We start from the raw sequence: 20883 nt of genomic DNA, 5'->3' as shown, positions 1-20883 counted from the left end.
TTCCATCAATTGACTTCTATCAATTGATTTCTATCAATCAACCTTAAACTTACTTACTGCTTCCTCCAATTCTATTGAACTGTCATTTAATCTATTTGCTGATTGATTCAAGCCCTGAACTGCATTCAGCTGTCCCTGCACTGTAATGTTTAACTCACTTGAAGCTGCTGCTGTTTCCTCTGAAGTTGCTGAAATACTTTCAATTGATTCTAAGGTACTGTCTTTTGCCCGTTCAATTCCATTCATACCGCTTGTAATCTTATTCAGCTTGTAATTCAGGTTCTCGATATGTTTATTAATATCATCAAATACATTGATGGTATCCTTTAGTGCAGAACTTTGAGAATCTACGATTTCTTCTGCTTGTTTTGCGGAACTAACTGTTACTGTAGTTTGTTTTTGAATTTCTTCAATAATCAGACTAATATGTCCTACTGATGTTGCAGATTGTTCTGCTAATTTTCTTATTTCATCAGCTACTACGGCAAAACCTTTTCCTGCATTGCCTGCTCTTGCCGCTTCAATAGAGGCATTTAAAGATAACAAATTGGTCTGTTCTGCAATGTCACGAATGGTTTCAACAATCTTTACAATGGATGAGGACTGATTTGCCAGGTTTTCTATATTATCAATAACTGTTAATGTAATCTCACTTGTGTTCTTTGCTTTTACATTTAAGTCATTTAATATGGTAATGCCTTTTCCTACCACTTCTTTTGTACTTACTGAAATGTTCTCCATTTCTGTCGTATTGCTGCATACCATATTAATTTCTTCTGCTAATTTTTCCATAAGCAATAAACAATTCTGTGCATCTTCCGCTTGTTGATTCACGCCTTGTTCAATATTATAAATGACTCTTGATATATCTTCTGTTGCTTTTACTAAAACCTCTGACTCTGTATTAACATCGGTAGCAGTACTTGTTACCAGGGAACTAACCCCCGTTATTTGAGTTATAAGATATTTCATGCTGTCAATCATGTTATTAATACTTTTGCTTAATATACTAAACTCATCTTTCCTCTTAACCAGTATCTCCGTAGTCAGATCACCTTCCGATACCATATGTAGAACACCGTTGATTTTATTAATTGTTTTACTAATTCCGGAAGCAAGCAGCGTACCGATCAAAATCGCTATAATACTTGAAATAAGTACGATTGTTATTGTTACCTTCTTTACACTCTCTGCCTGTTTCATGATTCTTTCCTTAGGAATTAAAGAACAAATGGAAGCCTTTGAAGTTCCAATGGGGGAGTATAAGAACAAATAATCTTTACCACCGTAAGTTACATATTCATAAAAATCCTTTTTATCTGCTTTTATAGTATCCTGAAAAAATGATTCCTTTGAAAAGGCAAAATCCTCATTGTAATCACCGTATAGTATTTCTCTGCCATCCATCGTTATAATTCCAGTTATACTTCCATCCCCAAAATTTGCTTTCGCCAATATATTATCTACAAATTCCTTTTTGGTATCGATAATAATATAACCGTTATGTTTACTGCCTCCACTGCTTAATTTCCTTATCATGCTTAGAGAATACTTCTCCTGAGAAGTTGATACGGCTTTATCTAAGTATGTATGATTACCAACCCATACTGTAGTTTCACCAGCACTATCAAATAATGCTTTTTCATCGGAATCTAAAAATCCGGTATAAACAGAATTATTTAATGTAGAACCTGAATAGATACCATTGCCATACCCTGCGATTACTGTTATATCTTGTACAATCTGGTCTGCAACAGAGGATGCCATGATTGATTTTTTAATTTCATTATATCGATTGGATTCTTCCAGTGGATTATGTTTATAGGCACCGGTATAATACTTTTTTAATACTCCGTCGGAATCAATTTGAATCGCTTTCGTTTCTACCGTGTTCATTCCTAATTCATAATATTCTGCCATCATGTCCAGGCTTACTTTTCCATTATTTATATAATTCTCTTTAATGTCTTTTGATGACTTTGTGTAAGATACCATGCCCAATATAACAATAAAACAAACCGTTATAAAAAAAGAAAGAATTAACTTAGTTTTGATACCAAATAGATTCTTTTTAATTGGAAGCTTATTATTACTAGAATCAGTATTCTTTTTAAATAAATTCTTGAACTTTTTATTCGATATACGTATTTTTTTTTTGCTGCCTTTTCTTTTCATTTGTGACCTTCCCCCCGATTATCATTTGTAATATAATAATTTTACCAAATTTATAATTTTGGTAAATGTAATATAATTAAATTATGTTTATATTTTCATATTTTTGCAGAATTATATTGAATATAGTATTACTATTTTCACATTTATATAATTTCTTAATATAAATCAAGTACGTAAATACATATTGATTTACGTACCTTATGATATTATTTGATAAAAATATGAAATTGTGCAGATAAGTAGTTAATAATGTTAGTTCTCCTTAGCCCTATTTTAAACTATATTGAGCATATTTTTTAGGAGATATACCCACAGATTTACTAAAAGCTTTTAAAAAGTTACTATAATCATTAAAACCGCAATAATCACAAACTTCTGTTACATTCATTCCCTCCGCAAGAAGTTTCTTCGCAATACTGATTCTTCTGGCTGTTATATATTTTTTAATTGTAGTACCAGTTGTGGATTTAAATATTCTGCAAAGATAAGATTCACTTAAGAAAAAGTATTTTGCTAATTCCTCAATAGTTATAGAATCATAAATATTCTGATTAATATAATCTAATATTTCATCTACCTGCTGATTATACTGGTAAGAAATATCCTTCACATTGGAATGACACCGGTTTATAAAGATACCATTTAACAGAACCATAAGCTCTGTAAAAGCTGTTTGTTCAATAATATCCCCTCCATAGCCGGAAGTACTTGATATTTTGTGGATATAGTAGTTAAAACGCTGCTGCTGCTCTTTATCCAAAGAAATACAATGACTAAAATTAGACTCTCTATAAGAAAAACAATAATTTAAATCTGTATCCTTAGTGGATAATCGTTTTAATAATTCATCATGAATAGATATGACAATTCTTTCATGCTCCATTTGATCAATCTGAACCAAATGATGACTCTCATATTTATTAATCAGAAATACATCTCCGGGCTGTATAGTATAAAACTTATTATCTATCAGAAATTGTTTCCCACCGGAAATTGAATAATAAATTTCGTGACAATCATGAATATGTATGTCCAATGTTTTTTCTTCATGATATAAATGTGCAATAGCAAAATCCTTATGCAATATACAGGATTCAACGGATTCTTTACAAGATGTAAATTGTTTCATATAAATACCCCTTCCCATCTTATGTTAGTTACAGTAAAAGCAGAGTACTATTACTACAATTATACCTTATTTAATTGTTTATAATCAATACCTAGTTCTCACCATCACTTTAATTAAAAGAATCATAACATATTTATTTAAAACGTATGATATTGAAAAATAAAAAATTAAGAAGCTTGGGAGTTTCTTTAAAAAGTAAATGTAAAGTAGGTCAGAGGGCGTAAGCCCTCTTTCCCCTCATCAAACCGTACATGAGGTTTTCCCTCACACGGCTTTCCGACATTCTTCTTTCTACAGCTTTGTGTTATGCAACAGACATTCTTTTTAGTCCTTTTTTTGTAAATGTTCTTTCTAACAAATCCCACCTTCGACATTTTATTTCGTCTTTGATGCTTATTGTTATACCATCTCGTAAAGGTACAGATAATGTACCAGTCTAGTGCTTGCATCCATTTATTGCTTGTATTGGTCTGATAGTAATTTCTCCATCCCGTGATTTTCAGATTTAGATTCTTTATTAGATCTTCTTCCTTTGCTACAAGTAGTTGTCTGCTGTTTACATTCACTTTCACCGTTGCTTTTATTTTCTTCATAGCTTTCTTGCATGGATACTGATACGTTTCTTGAAACGTTTTTCCATGCTCTGTTTCCGTAGTCATTCTTCTGTGATGCATTCCAAGGAAGTCAAATCCCTCTTTTCCATCCCACATACATACTACTTTCGTTTTTACTGGATGTAACTTTAATTCCAGTTTTCCCATGATGTACTGTAACAGCGACAATGCATGATTTGCTCTTTTCTTGTTTTTACAGATGATAACAGTATCATCTGCGTACCTTACGAGTTTTCCATGGGTAAGTCCATACTTTTCCCGTAGTCTGTCTAGTGTATTTAGATAGATATTCGCCAGCAGTGGCGAAATAACCGAACCCTGGATAGTCCCACAGCTCGACTTCCCTTTGCTCTCTTTCGAGACCTTTTTTAACGATACGGCAGAATTCACTTAATGTTACGGTCTGCGTGATTGCTCGCTCCTCTTAATGAGGCTACTTTACCCACTCGCTTAGCACCCTGCATTACTGCAACGCACCGAGTTTGGCTACACGGCTCACTGGCGATTACCGTGACCGGACTTACACCGGCTAGTGTGATCCAGCTTTGCTGGACACACGAACTAAAATAATGCCAATTCCAATGGCCATCTTTCTTCGCCAGATAGTAAATCTTTTCATATTTATTTCTTTACTTTGACAGATTAACTCCTGTATTTTTTCTTGAAATTCCAAAGAAAATTCATGGTTAATTTGTACATCAGTTGGCAATGAATGAATATCATACTGATTTGCTTTGATTACTGCATCCTTTAACATCTTTTTGGTTAAATGTCTTAGCATTAAGAACATCCTCCGTTCGTATATTTTTAAGAACCATTTTTTTAGCTCGTTCCAGTCTTTTTCGTACATTTGCTTCGCTGATATCTAACATATCAGCAATTTCCTTGTTAGAAAATCTCTGAACATATTTTAAAGTCAAAGGACCTCTGTATAACTCAGGTAATTCCAGTACGGCTTTCATCACTTCTTCGGCATTCTCATCATATGTTAATAATTTATTTTCCTCAGTATACATACATTCGTCCAATGGAAGCATTGGATGATTTTTCTGGCGGTTATACATATTGATACAATTGTTCCTAGTAATAATAACAAGTAAACTGCATGTTTTATGGCAATCTACTTCATTTATTTTTTCTAAATTCTCAAGAACTTTAAGAAATGTATTATGTACCGCATCCTCAGCAAGATAATCATCTTTCAGAATCTTATTGGCAACGAAAAAAAGGAGTTTACGATATGTTTCATACAAACGCTCAAACTTATCCTCATCCTCTGGTGTTTCTATTATTGCTAAATAGATTGGCAGCATCTGATCACTCCTTTCTAAACCTTAATCAGTCTTCTTTGCTCGCAGCTTCTAAAGTTAATTTCTACATTATTATAAATATTATAACAAAAAATAGCAGAAAATGGTACCTTAATAAGCTCAATACTTAAGCAAAATTCACCAAATTAATATTTTTTTAATAAGTTTTATGAAGCCTTAAAGAATTCTTAAATATCTTCAAATTCTTTACAAAAACTTAAGCGAATTTTTGTCACAAAAACCTTCCTTAATTTGTATTAATGGATAAAGGCGAAATAAAGGGAGGTGAATCCAATGATTTAGTTATTTATAAATCAGTAGTTTATACAAATTTCTTTTATTTGTATCTGTTGAACTGATTTTAGGTGTGACTACTTTTACATGCTAATTCAAAAATGAATAGCAAAATTTTCATGAAGGCTTTTAAAGCACAAAGGAAGGGAGTATTATTATGAAAAAATTAATAAGTGTTTCACTCAGTTTTATTATGTTTTGCTTACTGATTACAACTGTTCCCACTAGAGCATTAGCGGTAACTTCCGATGAAAAGGACAATATTGAAGAATTGCTTGGTATCGCCGGTAGGGAGTATAATACGGAAGCTCAACCATATGCACAAGAACAACAAGAACGTAATGATATAAATGCCATTTTTGTTTCCAATAATCATGTAATCTTAGAACATAATGGATCATCTGAGTTCGTTGATGTAATCGCTCAACTGAAAAACGGTAAATACATCAATCTTACTAATGATGCAGAATGGTCAAGTGATAATGATGATGTCGTATTTGCTAATGCAGGAAGAATTCTAGCAAATGCACCTGGTGAAACTAACGTTACCGTAGAATATAACAACTATAAAGATGTCATTAATGTATCTGTATTAGGTAGTTTAGATATAGAATATGAAATTGACAGACTTGATGCAGAACATCCGGATTATCCTAACAATAGCTTATCTTCTTCAGATAGAACAAATGCAATCAATATTGCAAAAGGAATGGTGAATCTTGAATGGACACCAACAAAAAATATCAGGGGATGGAGAAATAAAACAACATTTAAGGCGAAAACTAAATATACAGGCATTCCTTATTCTCAAACAGAGTATCAAAAAGATAAAGATGGCTTTAATAAAGCATTAAAAGCTAAAGATTTCTATGAAAACTATACCCGCTTTGATATTATTATGCCGAAGTATGGAAGCGATTGTTCCGGATTTTTAAGTTTTGCGTGGGGACTTTCTAGAAAAAACACTTCTCATTTTGTAGATGGAATAAAAGATGGTACATATGCTAAAGTAGGAAGTTATAATGCCGATAATCCATCCACATCAAATTTGAAAACAGCATATAAAAAATTGCAGAAAGGAGATGCAGTTGTAAAATCTGGGCATACATTCCTTATTGCCTCAAATGATATTGACAATTCTAAGATTTATGCTTATGAGCAAACGCCGTATAATGCACAGTATACTACATGGACATATGAAAAGATGGCAAATGACAGTTATATGCCTTTTACCAAAAAGTAAGATTTAATTCATATTTTTCTAAGAGGTTCATGTATAAAAAGTGAACCTCTTAGGCTAACATTAAAAATTTTTGGAGGAAATTTAATGTCTTTGACAAATAAAATTAAGCAAAACAAAGTTTTACTAATAATTATTCCGGCTGTACTAATAATTGCAGCCATTCTTCTAATTTTATTGCTTCCCAATGAGAAAAGTTATACATTTAAGACGGATGAAACCTATTTTACAGTTAAATTTCCTAGTGAGTGGAAAGTAGTTGAAGAGCCCCGTCAACCAGGCAGTTCAGAATTTGAACCCAGTCCGGATGAGGGTATTAAGCTATTGCTTGACGGAAATGAAGATAATTGTATTAGTATTTATTCGCAATATGGTACTATAACTCATCCTCAAATTAACTTTGATGAAGAAGATTTCTCTACGAATAAAGGCATTAAAGGCATTCTTTATAAAGATAAAGAATGTCTTGGGAACTGGTTTCTTGTCTTGGATCAGGATATTACACCGAATTTTTACGGGGCAGTTGTAAATTTCGAAGATGAGGAATTGCTAAACAAAAATCAAAAGCAGATTATGAATATACTTAAGAGCATAGATATTAAGAAATCCCAATCAAAATAACCTTAAGGAAGTTAGAGCGTGACAGCCTCAAACGACTATCACGCTCAATAATTTTATAGGACAAAAAGCTTTTTCCATTTAACTTTCATGTTCCGTTCAATTTTAACAATTTTCTGTAATGTTTACACTGGGAAACTGAAAGAGCATATCGAATCCCTCTTTATACTCTTCACTAACTTCTATCTTTATTTTTAAGGTCTCTCCTATCGCTTTTAATCATCATTCATTCCCTCACTTGACATTAGACGGTAACCTTCACCTCTAATTGTAACAATCCTCTGATTCAGATACAGATTGCCAAGAGTCTTCTTAAGCCTGGTCATATTTACCTGAAGGGCATTTTCATCGATATATTCGGTAGTTCCCCATAAAGTCTGGAAAAGCATCTCTTTTGTAACCACTTCACCGGAATGAGACAATAGAAGTTCCATAATTTTTCCCTGATTTTCTGGAAGCACCACAGACTGGTCACCTGCATACATGGTATAGGTTAATCGGTCCAGCCTGATTCCCGGTATTTCAATAAAGTGATCCCGCCCCTCATACCTGCGCAATAAATTAGAAACTCTGGCCAATAACCTGTCTTTATGGCAGGGTTTTGTCAGGTATTCATCTGCCCCTAAATTCAGGGCATGAAGTTCATCTCTTAATTGATCCCTACTTGTAAGAACCAATAAGGGAACCGAACTTTTCTGTCTGATTCTTTTGCAGATTTCAAAGCCGGTTATCCCCGGCAGATTTATATCCAGCAAAACCAGATCGGGAGATTCCTTGAGAATATCATCTGTTGTATGGAGAAAGCAGGTAATACAGTAAATATCATATTTTTCTTTTCTTAAAATGGACGCTAATTCCTCCCTCATAAATGTATCATCTTCTACAATGACTATCTTTTTCAGAGAAATCCCCTCCTTCTATGTCTTCCCACAGTCCAAGGTTGTCTAGGTTACTTTTTAATGAAAGTAATAAAAAATAAAATATAATAATAGATTTCGCATTTTTATTTTAATATGAATTGAATTATCGCTAAAGTCCATAAATGGATTGGATAAAACACATAAAATAAGTACTTATTAAACTTGTTATTCGGTCCCCTTTCTCCATTATATAACATTATAAATGGAATCACAGTTATGAGCAGGAAATCCGAATTATACATTAGCATTTCTATTGTCATCTTTAAAGTATCATATTGTGCATAGGATGTTAAAAACAGTAATACAGACAATAGTGAGTATCCTATAGTCCTTTTTGGGGTATTTTCTTTAAAGAAATAAGTTATTAATATAAATGGTATTAAATTTATACCACCTTCTGTAAATAAACTCAGCGGTATAATTGCAATTGCCAGGAATATTAATCCCAGCATTTATCTCCGCTCCGGTTGTCCATCAGTTCCAGCAAATTCCTGTCACTTAATTTCATAACAGCAAACATATAAATTAATTCTACCACACAAAGGACTGCAATCATAGCCCTGCAATTCTTAATAATATTAAAAAGAAATTGGAAAAATTTTAAAAAATAACTTGCTATATATTTTAAATCATTATAGGATGATTTCAGACATCGATGTACTAAAAAGGAAAGGAAAATAAATATTGAATATAGAAATAGAACAAATCCCCTACTGCAGAATTGCATATATAAGGCAAATTGGCCCTTATGGTCAGAATAATGTACGAACAATGGAAAAATTAAAAACATGGGCCAAGTCTGACCACTTACTTGACGAACAATCTATTATACTGGGAATTGCGCATGATAATCCTGAATTGGCAGCGCCCCAAAATTGTCGTTATGACACATGTTTGGTTATTACTGAAGATTATTGTATTAATGAGAATTATATTAGTGAAGGCAGTATACCTGGTGGAAAATATGCTGTTTTTAAAATAGAGCATACTGCTGAAGCAGTTCAGGAAGCATGGCTCACAATTTTCCCGGAATTATTCAGGCAAGGCTGTCAAATGGATGAGACAAGACCTATATTAGAAAGATATCAGACTAAATTGCTTAAAGATCATTATTGTGAAATTTGTGTTCCAATTCATTAGGTTTGTGTTTTATAGAAGATTAATTTATAACGAAACAGCCTAATCACCTAAAATAATTTATTTTGATTTGTAAAGATAAGACATGGTGATTGAAACACCGCACAGAATATCTAGCTTTAGCAAAGTATGTGTTCTGTGCGGTAAGTAAAAATGTAAATAGTAAAGCAGATATTAGCAATCCGTTCACAGAAAAAGGAATTTCCTAATGAGATTAAAAAAGGAATCTCCAAGTCTCACCATTTAAATAAGAATAGCTGCTATAATAATCCCATTTCTTAAATTGCTTTATCCAAAAAAATTTTACCGTCTAAATGTTCAATTTCATGACAAAAGCATTTTGCCATTTCATCTTCTCCAACAATCAGGATTTCTTCACCTTTTTCATTTAGCGCCTGGACGGTTACCTTTTGAGGTCGAATGGTTTTTACAAAACGGTTCGGGAAACTCAAACAGCCTTCCATACACTCTTGAACTCCGCTATAGCCTACAATTTTAGGATTAATCAGCTTCAAAAAATAGCCACAATAGTCTATAACTACCAACCGCTTTAATATTCCCACCTGGTTAGCTGCTAAAGCTGCTCCGTTCTCTGTATAGTGTAGCGTATCCATCATGTCATCAAGGATTTGCCGTATTTTATCATCAACTTCCTGGACTTCTTTGCATTTTTTTCGTAGTATAGCATCATCATTATATCTTAATTGTCTAATAGCCATTGACTGTCCCTCCTGCTGCTTTCAGCTCTTGACTTACGGGTGCTTTCTTCAAATATAAAAATTTCTTCAATAGAACATTCAAATACATTCGATATATCATAGGCAAGCCAGATGGAAGGTTCAAATTTCTCGGTTTCTATTGCATAAATAGCTTGCCTTGAGGTTCCCACCAGCTCTCCTAATTGTTCCTGGGTCAATCCCATACGTTCCCGGAATTCTCTGATTCTATTTTTTATTTACCCATACCCTTTCTGTGATATATACCTTACATGAAGTTTAAATGAATCTATGTAAGGTAAACATTACAATTAGTATAAATGTATTTATGTGTTAAGTCAACATTACATTATGGATAAATGTATTTATGTGTAAGTCAATATCGTATTCGTATAAATGTATTTATGCAGTAAGTCAGCATCGCATTCGCATATTTGTATTTATGTGTAAATCAGCATTACATTACTATCTATATAAAATCAATCTTGCTATTTTAAAAAAAATGTGGCAGGTATTATAATCAAAATTTCAGATTTAGAAACAGAACCTGTTGACCTTATCTCGTAAGAAGTGTAATAATAGGAATACTATCTTACTTCAATCTTAATCATCCGGCGAATCTATATAGGATTTCAAAATAAGGAGGAAAAGTTATAATGTTATCCGTGCAAATTGCATCAAATATTGTTCGGGAAGTAAATTCCGTTATTCCCTTGAAAATTAATATTATGAATGAAAAAGGTATTATTATTGCCAGCTCAGACCCATTACGGGTAGGCAGCTTTCACGAAGGTGCTCTTCGTATCATAGAAAATCAGATTGATGAGATTGCAGTTCATTATGACGGAGAATTTAACGGAGCTTTACAGGGAATTAACTATCCTCTTAAGCTGCAGGGCTATATTATAGGAGTTCTGGGGATTACGGGCAAATACGAAGAAATCGTAAACAGTGCACTGATCATTAAGCGTATGACTGAACTTATCCTTGAGAATACCTACTCCGTAGAGCAAAAACAGCTTCAGGAAAATGTATGTAACCGCTATCTTTCCGAATGGCTGAATGGAGAAGCTAAAAATATTACTACCGATTTTGTAAAACGTGGTAAGGCTCTGGGACTTGATATTACAATTCCCCGCCGTATTTTGGTCTGCAGCTTTTATATTCCTAACAGTAGTCAGAACCTGCAAACTATGCAGGTTATTGAACAGGCTGAGAAATATTTGAAGAAAAGTGTATCGGATCTGGATCCATTGAACCTTTATTACAAGGCAGGTTCCACCCTTGTATGTGCAGTTACTGCAATCTCTGATGCAAGTGCAGAAGCCTTAGCAAAGGAACTAAAAAAACAGGCAGAAGAAAAATTCCCTGTATATCTGGCAATCGGAATTGATAGTAAAGTAGATAATTTTGAATTTGCACAGACTGCCTTAATTCGGGCAGAAAAAGCAAATAAGGCCTGTATGCGGACACATAAACGTGATATTCGGTTTTATGATGATCTGAATATGGAGGTTTTTACGGATGAAATCAGTGAACTGTCAAAGCAGGAGTTTATACATCGAATCTTTAAAGGTTTTTCAAATGAGGAGATTCGGCATTCCATGATATTGCTGGAAACCTTTTATGACTTAGAAGGTTCTATTAATAAAGCATCCGAACGTTTATTTATTCATAAAAATACCCTGCAGAATAAACTAAAACGCATAGCAGAACGAACAGGCTATGATCCCAGATCAATACGCCATTCCTCATTATTTTATATTGCTATTTATTTTTATAGAGATATTTATGATAGTATGCAGAACTTATAACCAAATAACTCTTTTTAGAACTATTGGTGTTTTAAATCTAATCACTATTTTATTAATCACTTTATTATGGTATGTATAACATTGTTGTGCAATAATAATTGTCCCCTGTAATATTGTTATTCCACGATATATAGGGTAGAATAACCATATAGTACTTTTGGTGGTTTACATTGGGTTATCCAATAATAATGAAGGAGGATTTTGTTATGTCAGGTGTTCCATTAATTATTGCTTTTGTAATTGTTATTATTCTTATGATTGTTGCAATTTCAAAGCTAAAGATTCATCCATTTATCTCGATTATGACCATTTCTCTGCTTTTCGCCATGATTGCGGGAATCCCACTTACTGAAATTCCCGGAGTCATCGGTACGGGATTTAGTAATACCTTTAAGAGTATTGGTATCGTAATCATATTAGGTGCATTGATTGGTACCTTATTAGAAAAGACAGGAGCTGCTCTTAAGATGGCAGACAGTGTTGTACGCTTGGTAGGCAAGAAGAATCCGGAACTTGCAATGCTTATTATGGGTTGGATTGTATCTATTCCGGTATTTTGTGACAGTGGATTTGTAATTCTTAATCCTATTCGTAAAGCTCTTGTAAAACGTACTATGAAGTCTTCCGTAGCATGTACCGTGACACTTTCGATGGGTCTGTATATTGCTCACTGTTTTATTCCTCCTACACCTGGCCCCATTGCTGCTGCTAATACATTATATGAGGGTCTTGGTCAGGAAACTAATTTATTACTTGTTATGGGCTTTGGTGCTATCTGTTCCATATTACCTCTTATTGTAAGTTATTTCTTTGCAATTAATATCGGTAAGAAAGTAAAAGCACATGATGAAGCCGGTGCAGGTGGAAACGAAGTTGTTCAGACTTATGAAGAACTTGTTGCAAGTTATGGCAAACTTCCAAATGCATTTCTTTCCTTTGCACCAATCATTGCTCCAATTATACTTATGGGACTATCTTCTGCCCTTACAATGGCTGGTAAGTCCGTAGCAATTATAACATTCCTGGGAACTCCAATTATTGCGATAGCAGTTGGTGTTGTTTTCGGACTGATTCTGTTGGCAAGCCAGCAGAAGACAAAAGAGTTTTATGAAATCACCAATGAAACATTGAAAGTTACCGGACCTATTTTATTTATCACCGCTGCAGGTGGGGTTCTTGGTAATGTAATTGCCTCTACTTCCATGGTTGATTTCATAAAGGAGAATTCCACTGCATTATCCGCACTTGGTTTGTTGTTCCCATTTTTATTATCCGCAATATTAAAGACAGCACAAGGCTCTTCTACTGTAGCACTGACAACAACAGCAGGCATAATTGCTCCAATGCTTAACACTATAGGCCTTGGCACCTCTACACTTGCTGCCTTAACCGTTATTGCAATCGGTGCCGGAGCTATGACTGTTTCCCATGCAAACGACAGCTATTTCTGGGTAGTAACCAACTTTGGAGAAATGGATGTAGAAGACGGATATAAAACTCAGACACTGGGTACCCTCCTGGTAGGCATTTCTGCAATTATTAATGTATATATTGTCTATTTCTTAGTACGATAATAAATACATCTTTACTTTTACAGGGAGCTGTTGCAGAAGGAACGTTTTGCAGCAGCCCCTTCTTTAAAAGCTTCATAGGAAAGGAGCCGTATACTTGAATCTTAGAAATGATGCACAGCTGATTATTGACGCAGCAATTACTGCAGCGCTTCCGGATAATGCAGTTAATAAAGCATTGGAAGGTGAAAACTTTTCTGGCGGAAAACTTCTGCTTGTTGCAATTGGCAAAGCCGCCTGGACTATGGCGGAAGCTGCCTGCAACATACTAACTGACCAGATTAATGATGGCGTTGTAATTACTAAATATGACCACACTAAAGGAGAATTGCCTCATGTTCAGATCTATGAAGCAGGGCATCCGGTTCCAGATGCAAATTCTATCTTAGCTACCGAACAGGCAATTCGTCTTGTAACAGGACTTTCTTCCAATGACACAGTGTTATTGCTTATCTCCGGTGGTGGATCAGCACTCTTTGAAAAACCTCTTATTCCTCTGGAAATGCTGGAGGATTTAACAAAACAACTTCTTGCAAGTGGTGCTGATATTGTAGAAATAAATACGATTCGAAAACGTTTATCCACTGTAAAGGGCGGAAAGTTTGCAAAGTTATGTGAACCTGCACATGTGTTTTCAATTGTTTTATCGGATATTATTGGGGATCCTCTGGATATGATTGCTTCCGGACCTGCTTATCCGGATAACTCCACATGCGATCAGGCGCGTGAGATCATAGCCAAATACGGATTAGTACTGCCAAATAGAAGAATTGATGGATATAGAAACACCCCATCAGCTTACTAATGTAACCACTAAAATTACCGGCAGTGTCACTCAACTTTGTGAAGCGGCCAAAACAAAATGCATAGAACTAGGTTATGAACCCATTGTGCTTACAAGCAGTCTCTCCTGCGAAGCACGGGAAGCGGGAAGTTTCCTGTCTTCCATTGCAAAGTACTATAGTAATACCAAGAAATCTCTTGCCTTTATAGCAGGCGGTGAAACTGTGGTACATGTAAAAGGTAATGGACTTGGAGGCAGAAATCAGGAACTGGCTCTTGCCTCTGCTATAGGTATCGCCGATTTAAAAGATGTTGCGATTTTTTCTGTTGGGTCAGATGGAACTGACGGACCAACGGATGCTGCCGGCGGTTATGTAGACAGCAATACACAAAATGTCCTTGCAGGCAAAAGCATTAATATCTATAATGTTCTTGAAAATAACGATGCATATCACGGACTTCAGGCATGTGATGGACTTATTAAAACCGGCCCCACTGGTACTAATGTAAATGACTTGTCTGTTCTATTGATAAAAAGATAAATATAATGGTTTTATAAGTGTTGATATAGACTTAGAGATAAGTTTTATATTAGCACTTATTTTTTATAATAAGGCAAATAAATAGTCTTGCATATAATCCTTGGGAACAGAAATATATACGTGAAAAAATTAAACGTCACTTGAAACAGATAAAACTGCTTTTTAAAACCCATTCTTTCATTTATTCCATCATTTCTATTAAAATCTATTCTGAATATCTTACCTCTATTTTGTTCTTATCTTTTCCCATCATTTAATACAAAGTTCAATACTTACATTTAATTTAAAGTTCAATACTTACTTAACATTATACGAATATGAAGATATAATATCCTTATAGTTAAGAGCTGAATATCTTTCCTGATATATTTCTACTATATTTTAATATATGTTAGATTAAGATATTTACTGTAAACTGGGTACTTCCTCTGTTATTTTTATGAACCCTGTACAGTAATTTGGAACCTTCAATTAATCATACCCAAAATAATCTTTTGAGAAAATCTTGAGATTTATTTGATAAAATATAAGAAACCTTATGAAAGGAGGCCAACCTGCGTGAATAATAAAATCCTGCTGGTTGACGATGAAAAGGGCATTGTCACCATGTTGAAGAATTATTTTGAAATGTCCGGATATCAGGTCTGTACTGCATATGATGGAAAAGCAGCTCTGGAAAAGATGGCCTGTCAGCCGGATATTATTTTGCTTGACATAAATATGCCGGATATGGATGGTCTTACCCTATGCCAGCATATTCGTGAACATATGTCATGTCCTATTTTATTTCTGACTGCCCGAATAGAAACAAAGGATAAAATTAAAGGGTTCGGTGTGGGCGCTGATGACTATATTGTAAAACCATTTGACCTTGATGAATTGGGAGCAAGAGTATCCGCACATCTTCGGCGGGAAAACAGAAAACAGGAACAATCTGTCCTGCGATTTTTCGGAGAAATGGCTATTGATTATTCTAAACATGAAATTACCCTTCATCAATTACCTGTTGTACTTTCCAAAAAAGAATTTGATATTGTGGAGCTCCTTTCCATAAACACCGGACAAGTGTTTGACCGGGAACGGATTTATGATGTGGTATGGGGCTTGGAAAGTGACGGCAGCAGTGATACGATTATGGAACATATCCGCAAAATACGCGGAAAATTTGCAGTCCTGTCAAAGCATAACTACATAGAAACAGTATGGGGGGTGGGATATAAATGGAACGGATAAAGAATATGAGCCTGAAAAAATCCTTTTTTACTATCACCATACTATTCCTGTCAGCCGCTGCTGTTCTTAGCATTATTTCGATCATTGGCTGCATAATTTTACGTAATCATTTTTTTACACCTGAACAATTCACTTTGGATTTAGGCACTCTACGGGCTGATATAATGACACATTATACCCCGTTAAAGAAGGACTGGCTTGTTCAGTCACTGGATGTATTGCAGGTGGTTCTGCCCATATTTTTTATTATCCTGTCCCTCTTTCTGGCTGACATGGTCTTTTACCGGATGAAACTAAAACAGCCGTTGGCTGTTCTTCAAAAAGGTGCAGAACGAATACAGGGGCAAGATTTGGACTTTACAATCCCAAAATATGCAGAGGATGAACTTGGTACACTTTGTACTGCCTTTGAAACCATGAGAAAAGAGCTGCTTAAAAACAATCAGAAACTTTGGCTGCAAATGGAGGAACGGAAACGGTTGAACGCTGCCTTTTCCCACGATTTGCGAAATCCTGTCACTGTTTTAAAAGGTTCCGCTAAAATATTGCAAAAAGGATTTGATCAGGGCTCCTTAACTGCTGAAAGCGCTAGAGATACCATTGCATTGATTACCCAATATACTGAACGTATTGAAGCCTATGTGGAGGCTATGACAAGGGCACAAAAATTAGAGGAATTAAAATGTAATCCACAGCCTGCTAATTGGTCAATATTATGTAATAATCTGAAAAACAGTTTATCCATATTAAGTGCAGATACAGGGAAAGAACTTGAGTTCTCCTGTCAAGAGGGCAAGGACAAACCGATACTTGAGTTTTACTGCAAAGAGGACAAGGACAAACCAACACCTGAGTTCTCTTGCAAAGAGGGCAAGGACGAACCGCTAACTGAGTTTTACTGCAAAGAGGACAAGGACAAACCAACACCTGAGTTCTCCTGCAAAGAGGACAAGAACAAACCAACACCTGAGTTCTCCTGCCAGAAAGGCGAAAACAAACAACTATGGATTGATCAGTCCATCCTCCAAAATACAGCAGAAAACCTGATTAGTAACGGACTCCGTTATGCAAAAAAGATCGTATCCGTTGATTTTTCTTATGAACAGGACCGGATATTGCTGGAAGTTTCCGATGACGGTCCTGGCTTTCCCCCTGTTATTCTGCAGAAAGGGGCGACTCCCTTCCTGCGCCACGGTGATACCGCCCAACAGAAGCATTTCGGTATGGGACTTTATATTTGCCGGCTGTTGTGTGAAAAACACGGTGGAAACCTGACATTAGAGAATACACCGGATGGTGCAAAAATAATTGCTACATTTTATATTATGGAACCTTGAGAGATTTTTGAGATTTCTGATTTACACTCTTCTTAAAATAAAAAGGAGAGTGTTTTTTATGAATATTAAAGCAAAGGAACTTTCAAAAATTTATGGCAGCGGAGATAACCAGGTTATTGCATTGGATAAAGCTAATCTGGAAATTGCTGCAAATGACTTTATTTCTATTATGGGGCCTTCCGGCAGTGGAAAAAGTACTCTGCTCCACCTTTTATCCGGCCTTGATAAACCAACCTCCGGGAATCTTATCTACGACGGCAGGGACATTTACCGCTTCACCGACCGGGAGCTTTCTGCTTTTCGGCGACAGCGCATTGGTTTTATCTTTCAGCAATTCAATCTGCTGCCTGTGCTTACTGCAAAGGAAAACATCATTATGCCCTTGCTCCTTGACAAAAAGCAGCCGGATGAAAGGTATTTGAAACAGCTTACTGATCTCCTTGGAATCAGCAGCAGACTATCCCATTTACCACATGAATTATCAGGGGGACAGCAACAGCGTGTCGCCATTGCACGAGCCTTGATTGCACAACCGGATATTATCTTTGCCGACGAGCCCACAGGAAATCTTGACAGCAAAAGCGGCGGTGAAGTAGTAGAGATACTAAAAGATATTCGGATCAAAATGGGAAAAACACTTGTAGTCATCACCCACGACAACAATATTGCCGGAATGGCAGAACGTCAATTTGTCATTGTGGACGGAATTCTTAGGGAGGTGGCTGCAAAATGAAATCCTACCGTACCCTTGCACCGAAAGAACTATGGAAACAAAGAGTAACTTCTGTTCTAATTTTAATTGCTATCACTCTTTCCACTATGATGACCACTGTAATCGGACAGTCTATCGGCATTCTGGATGCTATGCGTGGACAACAGGCAGCTTATCTGAATGGTAACCGTTACGCGACTTTACATCAACTTACCAATGAACAGGTGGATATGCTGTCAAGTGACCGCCGCCTTTCTTATGTAGGAAAAATAATTGCAATGGGAGCCTCCGATATTCCAGACAGTACAATTTCCCTCCAGCTTCGGGAATACGAAGGGGACTCACTTACAGCTTATGAGAGTATCTCCCAGCTTGAAAGGGGACGTTTGCCTGAAAATGCCGGAGAAATTGCCTTACCACAGGATGTTTTGTCTTTGCTTCATTTTAAAGGGAATCTGGGAGATACTATCTCACTTCCCGTACACATTTCATTAATACGTGATGCTGATGTCTCCTATGAATATTCGTATGATTTTGTATTGACTGGGGTTTTAAAGGCAAATTATGTAGGCTATGTCTCAGGTACTGTAAGCAGTATTGTAGGGGCAGGCTCCGCTAAAGAATTGCTTCCGGAAAAATATCAGCTTTATTCCGTAGATATCCGCACCACTGAAAAACGAAACTTTCAAAAAACCATTGATAATTTAGTACAGATATACTCCATACCCGATTATTGTGTTCAATATAACGATGTACTGCTTTCTGCAATAAGGATTAATTATAGGGCTGAAAAAGACGCAAATACTGCTGACAGCTTTTCCTTTCTGTTGGTCACAGGCCTGTTAATTGGCTCTCTCGTTCTATTGGCCGCAGGACTTGTAATCTATAATATTCTAAAAATCGCCGTTACCAAACGGATGAAAGAATATGAAACACTGCGGGCAATGGGAGCAGAAGGCGGTAAGCTATACATAATTGTTTCTTTACAGCTTGCCATACTATGTGGCATTGGAATCCCTTTAGGTGCACTTCTTGGCATTTTGTCAGCTAAGGGCATAACTACGGCAGCAGCCGGCTTATTTTCTCCTGAAATCTTTCTGGCAGGTACACAAAGTGAGGTAACAGCATTAATAGCTGAGAATACAGGCGGTAAATTATTTCCACTTATGATAAGCGGTACCATCTCTCTATTCTTCGCTTTTATTGCCGCTTTGCCTGCTGCCCGTTATGCCGCCAGAGTGTCTCCTACTATCGCTATGTCCGGACAACCGGGTAACATAAAGCGGAGAAACCGTAAAACAGGCCCTATCCGCAGTTTTGAAGCATTTTATGCCCGCATGAACATGAAACGTAACAGAGGCAGAACGGTCATTACAATTCTATCCCTGGTTATGAGCATTACTGTCTTCGTGGCATTACAGAGTTTTTCCGGACTCCTGGACACTTCTGCCGGCATTCGGCAAATGCACCTGGGTGATTACTCTATCACAAACCAAACAGCAGGTTTCTCACCCAAGATCCTGGCGAATCTGAGTTCCGCTACCGGTATCAGCTCAGTATCTAGCTTAAAGTATAGCCTGTATGTACCGGATAGTGCCGGAAATATCCCGGCTATTGAAACATCTATTTCCCTGCAGCCTGGGGAAACTCTTCATATTGTGGGAATAGATGAACAAAGAATACAATCACAAATACCGCAACTTTCCCAAGAGGAGCTTCAGTCAATGAAAGATGGCAGAGCCTGCTTAATCAAAAACCCTATAGCAATGGCTTACGGAGATACCCCCATCATAAATACGGTAATCAAAGCCGGGGAAACTATTTCCGTAAATGGAAAATCTCTTAAGGTTGCTGGAGAACTTAATGATCCATTTACACTGGAAAATGAAGGCTTTACAAACGGTGTTCAGATCCTTGTCTATGATACAGTGTATGATCAACTTACAGGGCAAAGTAACTATACGGAAATTTATCTTACTCTTTCTGAGGATGCTAATCGGGAATCGGTGGAACAGGTCATTCAGTCAACCTGCGACCAAACAGGCGGTACATGGCTTTCCTACGAAAACACCGACCAGCAGCTTCGTGAGAGCTACGAGAGAATCCGGCTGCTTGCATGGGGACTTATTTTATTCATTGGATTAATTGGTATCCTGAATATTATTAATACGGTCTACACCAATATCCATACCCGGGTGAACGAAATCGGTATCCAGCGAGCTATCGGTATGAGCACCGAAAGCCTTTATAAAACCTTCTTATGGGAAGGAACGTATTATGGTGTTATTGCTGCCCTAATCGGCAGTGTGGCGGGATATGGCTGCACCATCTTTGTAAACGCAGCAGCTACAGATACTGTGCAGCTTGTGACCGTTCCTATCTTATCCATAATAGAAGCAACTGCATTCTCAATAGGTGCATGTTTGATTGCAACCTGTATTCCACTGAAAAAGATTGCAAAGATGAACATTGTGGAGTCAATAGAAGCCGTTGAATAATTAATTTTATGGAAATCCTCTCATTTGGCTATACCACAAAATCATAACGCGGCTTCAATTAAAGCTAAAGGGCCTGGTTCCTCTTGATTACAGGAGCCAGACCCTTGCCGCATAATTTCCTTTTTTATCTGTCTACTTGACAGAGGGCGATTCAAAACTTAAAACCTCCTTATCTATTTCCGGTTATTATACTAGCCATTCCTCCCAATTATTCATTAACTTTTGAAGCTCATAATAATT

20 protein-coding genes are annotated in these 20883 nt (G+C 36.2%); 11 read left to right on the top strand and 9 right to left on the bottom strand.

Annotation, left to right across the window (positions count from 1 at the left end; genetic code table 11):
• Positions 1 to 33: 33 nt before the first annotated feature.
• The 5 genes from RT261_RS08345 to RT261_RS08325 form a co-directional block, all read right to left on the bottom strand.
• A complete protein-coding gene (locus tag RT261_RS08345; protein WP_313131683.1) occupies positions 34 to 2175 on the bottom strand; it encodes a methyl-accepting chemotaxis protein in 2142 nt (713 codons plus the stop codon).
• Between the two features lie 268 nt (positions 2176 to 2443).
• Positions 2444 to 3304, bottom strand: a complete 861-nt coding sequence (locus tag RT261_RS08340; protein ID WP_313131681.1) for an AraC family transcriptional regulator — start codon at positions 3302 to 3304, stop codon at positions 2444 to 2446.
• A gap of 188 nt (positions 3305 to 3492) precedes the next feature.
• Positions 3493 to 4308, bottom strand: a complete 816-nt coding sequence (locus tag RT261_RS08335; RefSeq protein WP_313131679.1) for a reverse transcriptase domain-containing protein — start codon at positions 4306 to 4308, stop codon at positions 3493 to 3495.
• Positions 4309 to 4447: 139 nt separating this feature from the next.
• On the bottom strand, positions 4448 to 4627 hold the full coding sequence (locus RT261_RS08330; protein WP_313131678.1) for a hypothetical protein: 180 nt from the start codon (positions 4625 to 4627) through the stop codon (positions 4448 to 4450).
• 10 nt (positions 4628 to 4637) lie between these two features.
• Complete coding sequence (locus RT261_RS08325; protein ID WP_313131675.1) at positions 4638 to 5231, bottom strand: RNA polymerase sigma factor; 594 nt, start codon at positions 5229 to 5231, stop codon at positions 4638 to 4640.
• Between the two features lie 448 nt (positions 5232 to 5679).
• Between RT261_RS08325 and RT261_RS08320 the strand changes: the two genes are divergently transcribed.
• Complete coding sequence (locus tag RT261_RS08320; RefSeq protein WP_313131673.1) at positions 5680 to 6765, top strand: hypothetical protein; 1086 nt, start codon at positions 5680 to 5682, stop codon at positions 6763 to 6765.
• 84 nt (positions 6766 to 6849) lie between these two features.
• Positions 6850 to 7383: a hypothetical protein gene (locus RT261_RS08315; protein ID WP_313131671.1), complete on the top strand. Its 534-nt coding sequence runs from the start codon at positions 6850 to 6852 to the stop codon at positions 7381 to 7383.
• Between the two features lie 212 nt (positions 7384 to 7595).
• Here RT261_RS08315 and RT261_RS08310 read toward each other — a convergent pair whose 3' ends face one another.
• Positions 7596 to 8282 (bottom strand): response regulator transcription factor, encoded by a 687-nt coding sequence (locus tag RT261_RS08310; protein WP_313131902.1) that lies wholly within the window; start codon positions 8280 to 8282, stop codon positions 7596 to 7598.
• Between the two features lie 101 nt (positions 8283 to 8383).
• Positions 8384 to 8752: a TraX family protein gene (locus RT261_RS08305; RefSeq protein WP_313131668.1), complete on the bottom strand. Its 369-nt coding sequence runs from the start codon at positions 8750 to 8752 to the stop codon at positions 8384 to 8386.
• A gap of 232 nt (positions 8753 to 8984) precedes the next feature.
• On the opposite strand from RT261_RS08305, the gene RT261_RS08300 reads away from it, so the two are divergent.
• Positions 8985 to 9440 (top strand): AraC family transcriptional regulator, encoded by a 456-nt coding sequence (locus tag RT261_RS08300; RefSeq protein WP_313131666.1) that lies wholly within the window; start codon positions 8985 to 8987, stop codon positions 9438 to 9440.
• A 275-nt stretch (positions 9441 to 9715) separates the two neighbouring features.
• Here the strand turns inward: RT261_RS08300 and def are convergent, their stop codons facing one another.
• Positions 9716 to 10156 carry a peptide deformylase gene (def, locus tag RT261_RS08295; protein ID WP_313131663.1) on the bottom strand — a complete coding sequence of 147 codons (441 nt, stop codon included), beginning with the start codon at positions 10154 to 10156 and terminating at the stop codon, positions 9716 to 9718.
• Positions 10138 to 10392 (bottom strand): helix-turn-helix transcriptional regulator, encoded by a 255-nt coding sequence (locus RT261_RS08290; RefSeq protein ID WP_313131900.1) that lies wholly within the window; start codon positions 10390 to 10392, stop codon positions 10138 to 10140. The genes def and RT261_RS08290 overlap by 19 nt, the downstream gene beginning before the upstream one ends.
• A 417-nt stretch (positions 10393 to 10809) precedes the next feature.
• On the opposite strand from RT261_RS08290, the gene RT261_RS08285 reads away from it, so the two are divergent.
• The 8 genes from RT261_RS08285 to RT261_RS08255 all read left to right on the top strand — a co-directional run bounded on the left by RT261_RS08285 (position 10810) and on the right by RT261_RS08255 (position 20643).
• A complete protein-coding gene (locus RT261_RS08285; protein WP_313131661.1) occupies positions 10810 to 11967 on the top strand; it encodes a CdaR family transcriptional regulator in 1158 nt (385 codons plus the stop codon).
• Positions 11968 to 12173: 206 nt separating this feature from the next.
• A complete protein-coding gene (locus RT261_RS08280) occupies positions 12174 to 13541 on the top strand; it encodes a GntP family permease (RefSeq protein ID WP_313131658.1) in 1368 nt (455 codons plus the stop codon).
• Between the two features lie 94 nt (positions 13542 to 13635).
• Positions 13636 to 14343: a glycerate kinase type-2 family protein gene (locus RT261_RS20930; protein WP_331665434.1), complete on the top strand. Its 708-nt coding sequence runs from the start codon at positions 13636 to 13638 to the stop codon at positions 14341 to 14343.
• Positions 14312 to 14863, top strand: coding sequence for an MOFRL family protein (locus RT261_RS20925; protein ID WP_331665433.1), 552 nt, complete (start codon positions 14312 to 14314; stop codon positions 14861 to 14863). Before RT261_RS20930 ends, RT261_RS20925 begins: the two co-directional genes overlap by 32 nt.
• 558 nt (positions 14864 to 15421) lie before the next feature.
• Complete coding sequence (locus RT261_RS08270) at positions 15422 to 16096, top strand: response regulator transcription factor (protein WP_313131657.1); 675 nt, start codon at positions 15422 to 15424, stop codon at positions 16094 to 16096.
• The gene (locus RT261_RS08265) at positions 16084 to 17433 is read left to right on the top strand and encodes a HAMP domain-containing sensor histidine kinase (RefSeq protein ID WP_313131654.1); all 1350 of its coding nucleotides are present in this window, start codon (positions 16084 to 16086) and stop codon (positions 17431 to 17433) included. Before RT261_RS08270 ends, RT261_RS08265 begins: the two co-directional genes overlap by 13 nt.
• 58 nt (positions 17434 to 17491) lie before the next feature.
• Complete coding sequence (locus RT261_RS08260; protein WP_313131652.1) at positions 17492 to 18166, top strand: ABC transporter ATP-binding protein; 675 nt, start codon at positions 17492 to 17494, stop codon at positions 18164 to 18166.
• Positions 18163 to 20643 carry an ABC transporter permease gene (locus tag RT261_RS08255; RefSeq protein ID WP_313131651.1) on the top strand — a complete coding sequence of 827 codons (2481 nt, stop codon included), beginning with the start codon at positions 18163 to 18165 and terminating at the stop codon, positions 20641 to 20643. The genes RT261_RS08260 and RT261_RS08255 overlap by 4 nt, the downstream gene beginning before the upstream one ends.
• The last annotated feature ends 240 nt before the right edge of the window (positions 20644 to 20883 follow it).

Origin of the sequence: Anaerocolumna sp., from assembly GCF_032079385.1 — a bacterium.
Classification (GTDB): Bacteria; Bacillota; Clostridia; order Lachnospirales; family Lachnospiraceae; genus Anaerocolumna.
This window is presented reverse-complemented; position numbering and strand designations above follow the sequence as displayed.

What these genes read in the sequence shown, in the direction of transcription:
- RT261_RS08255 (WP_313131651.1), top strand. Translation starts at nt 18,163, where the DNA reads ATGAAATCCTACCGTACCCTTGCACCGAAAGAACTATGGAAACAAAGA.
- RT261_RS08325 (WP_313131675.1), bottom strand. Translation starts at nt 5,231, where the DNA reads ATGCTGCCAATCTATTTAGCAATAATAGAAACACCAGAGGATGAGGAT.
- RT261_RS08280 (WP_313131658.1), top strand. Translation starts at nt 12,174, where the DNA reads ATGTCAGGTGTTCCATTAATTATTGCTTTTGTAATTGTTATTATTCTT.
- RT261_RS08340 (WP_313131681.1), bottom strand. Translation starts at nt 3,304, where the DNA reads ATGAAACAATTTACATCTTGTAAAGAATCCGTTGAATCCTGTATATTG.
- RT261_RS08305 (WP_313131668.1), bottom strand. Translation starts at nt 8,752, where the DNA reads ATGCTGGGATTAATATTCCTGGCAATTGCAATTATACCGCTGAGTTTA.
- RT261_RS08315 (WP_313131671.1), top strand. Translation starts at nt 6,850, where the DNA reads ATGTCTTTGACAAATAAAATTAAGCAAAACAAAGTTTTACTAATAATT.
- RT261_RS08345 (WP_313131683.1), bottom strand. Translation starts at nt 2,175, where the DNA reads ATGAAAAGAAAAGGCAGCAAAAAAAAAATACGTATATCGAATAAAAAG.
- RT261_RS08285 (WP_313131661.1), top strand. Translation starts at nt 10,810, where the DNA reads ATGTTATCCGTGCAAATTGCATCAAATATTGTTCGGGAAGTAAATTCC.
- RT261_RS08260 (WP_313131652.1), top strand. Translation starts at nt 17,492, where the DNA reads ATGAATATTAAAGCAAAGGAACTTTCAAAAATTTATGGCAGCGGAGAT.
- RT261_RS20925 (WP_331665433.1), top strand. Translation starts at nt 14,312, where the DNA reads ATGGATATAGAAACACCCCATCAGCTTACTAATGTAACCACTAAAATT.
- def (WP_313131663.1), bottom strand. Translation starts at nt 10,156, where the DNA reads ATGGCTATTAGACAATTAAGATATAATGATGATGCTATACTACGAAAA.
- RT261_RS08320 (WP_313131673.1), top strand. Translation starts at nt 5,680, where the DNA reads ATGAAAAAATTAATAAGTGTTTCACTCAGTTTTATTATGTTTTGCTTA.
- RT261_RS08265 (WP_313131654.1), top strand. Translation starts at nt 16,084, where the DNA reads ATGGAACGGATAAAGAATATGAGCCTGAAAAAATCCTTTTTTACTATC.